The sequence below is a fragment of the Bradyrhizobium sp. PRIMUS42 genome, assembly GCF_023006515.1.
In the GTDB taxonomy this organism is placed as follows: Bacteria; Pseudomonadota; Alphaproteobacteria; order Rhizobiales; family Xanthobacteraceae; genus Bradyrhizobium.
Genome location: NZ_JALBGZ010000927.1, coordinates 1 through 2,110, shown reverse-complemented (window position 1 = coordinate 2,110; position 2,110 = coordinate 1). Strand labels below are relative to the sequence as shown.

The 2,110-nt window shown below is 65.9% G+C and carries 3 protein-coding genes; 1 reads left to right on the top strand and 2 read right to left on the bottom strand.

Features of this window, described 5'->3' with window-relative positions:
* Positions 1 to 121 precede the first annotated feature (121 nt).
* Positions 122 to 280: a hypothetical protein gene (locus MOV75_RS35765; protein WP_164718287.1), complete on the top strand. Its 159-nt coding sequence runs from the start codon at positions 122 to 124 to the stop codon at positions 278 to 280.
* A gap of 168 nt (positions 281 to 448) precedes the next feature.
* Here the strand turns inward: MOV75_RS35765 and MOV75_RS35760 are convergent, their stop codons facing one another.
* The gene (locus MOV75_RS35760) at positions 449 to 1,597 is read right to left on the bottom strand and encodes a M20 family metallopeptidase (protein WP_246931242.1); all 1,149 of its coding nucleotides are present in this window, start codon (positions 1,595 to 1,597) and stop codon (positions 449 to 451) included.
* Positions 1,598 to 1,850: 253 nt separating this feature from the next.
* On the bottom strand, positions 1,851 to 2,110 hold a 260-nt coding region (locus MOV75_RS35755; RefSeq protein WP_247007695.1), incomplete at its 5' end, for a helix-turn-helix domain-containing protein.

The following is a 2,110-nucleotide window of genomic DNA, read 5'->3' as shown; positions in this document are numbered from 1 at the left end:
CGCGGGGCCGGCGCGGCGTTTGATCGCCGCCCGACAGGGCCGCGCAGGCTGGCCTTTTCCCCGTCATCGCTCTAGAAGCGCCCAAAGCCTTCCCGTTTCGGGACGGCCATGGAGCGGATCGATGAAGCGCATCGCGACCTTCGCCTTCTACGCCGTCGGCGCGCTCGCGATCGCCTATCTCGCGCTTTACGCCTACGCGATGTTCTCAGGCCAGCCCGTGATCATTCCCGGCGACCCCATCCACATTTTCCGCAAGCCCGACGCGCCGAGTTATTCGTAGACCTCGGGAAGTCTCGTAGGGTGGGCAAAGCGAAGCGTGCCCACGACCTCCATCCAGCAGGCAGCTATCGTAGGGTGGGCAAAAGGCGCACTTGCGCCGTGCCCACCATCTCTCCGCGTGACCGCTGTGGTGGCACGCTTCGCTTTGCCCACCCTACGGCACCTCGCTTCACCCCCGCAAAATCGCCAGCGCCAGCGTCTGCGCGCGTGGCACGATGCTGTCGAGCTCGAGATATTCCTCCGGCGTGTGCGCGAGGCCACCGACCGGGCCAAGGCCGCAGATGGTCGGCGTGCCCACGGCGGCGGTGAAACCGGAATCGGCGCAGCCGCCGGAGAACTCGCCCTGCAGCGTGGTGAGGCCGGCCTGCCTTGCGGCCGCCCGGTAGCTTTCGAACAGCGCTTTCGACTCCGCGCTCTGCACCACCGGCACGAACTCGCCCTTGATGGTCAGCGTTGCGCTCGTGCCCGGCACGTAAGACGTCGCGACGATCGTCTCGATCGCTTCCATCACCCTCGCCCGATCGGCCGGGTCGACATAACGCAGGTCGATCTGACCCTCGGCCGAGGGCGCCGTGGTGTTGACGGACTGCCCGCCCGAGACCAGGCCGACATTGAGCGTGATGCCCCTGTCGAGATCGGTGAGCGCGTGGATCTTGACGATCTTGTGCGCGAGCTCGCCGATCGCGCTGACGCCGGCGGCGAAATTGGCGCCGGAATGCGCGGCTTTGCCGGTGATGGCCAGATGCATGAAGATGCCGCCCTTGCGCCCGGTGACGACGTTGCCGGTGGGGCGGCCCGGCTCGGAATTGAACACGGCGCGGGCGGCGCGGCCCTCGCGTTCGATCACGGGCCGGGAGGAGGGCGAGCCGATCTCCTCGTCCGAGGTGATCAGCAGCTTGATCGGATGCGGGTTGCCGCCGAACTTGTGGAAGGCCGTTGCGACGAACACGTTCATGACGAGGCCGGACTTCATGTCGGCGACGCCAGGGCCATAGGCACGGCCATCCCTAATGGTGAATGGACGGCGCCCGGCCTCGCCCTTGCCGAACACGGTGTCCCGATGTCCCATCAACAGCACCGGCCTTTCGTTGCTGCCGGGCTTTGCCACCTCGGCATGGATCGCGTCGCCGAAAGCGTCGTGGCTCTCGCGCCGGCACGGAATGCCGTGCTCGGCAAAATGCCGCTCGAACCGCGCCCCGACCGCATCGACGCCTTCCTTGTCATAGGAGCCGGAATCGATGTTCACGACGTCGCGGAGCAGATCGATCATCGCCTGCCGCTGCGTCGCCAGCCAGTCCGTGATTTGAGCTTCAGACATGTGGTTCCTCGCGTGGTTCTCACGCGGGGTTATAGGGCCTGGCGTGTGGATGGCCTAGTCACGTAACGCGGTCCCGTTATGCGATGAGCGCTCTCAACGCTGTCATTGCGAGCGTAGGGAAGCAATCCAGTCTGTCACCGCGGAAAGATTCTGGATTGCTTCGCTGCGCTCGCAATGACGAGGTTGGCGGCCTGCATTCAAACAAAATGCCCGGGACTAGCCCGGGCATTCGCAGCCTCAACCAGGCCCCGCCTCACGCTCCCATCATCGGCATCCGCGGATATTCCCCCGGCGTGCCCGCCGGCGGGATCGGGATGCCGCCGTCGGAATATTCGTTGAGCTTGTTGCGCAGCGTGCGGATCGAGATGCCCAAAATATTCGCGGCATGTGTGCGATTGCCGAGGCAGTGCTTCAGCGTCTCCAGGATCAGGTCGCGCTCGACATCGGCGACGGTGCGTCCGACCAGCGCGCGCGTCACCTGCTCGGCGGCCATGGTCGCATGCGCCACCGCCG

Coding starts and splice junctions, on each gene's coding strand:
- MOV75_RS35765 (WP_164718287.1), top strand. CDS start 122: ATGAAGCGCATCGCGACCTTCGCCTTCTACGCCGTCGGCGCGCTCGCG.
- MOV75_RS35760 (WP_246931242.1), bottom strand. CDS start 1,597: ATGTCTGAAGCTCAAATCACGGACTGGCTGGCGACGCAGCGGCAGGCG.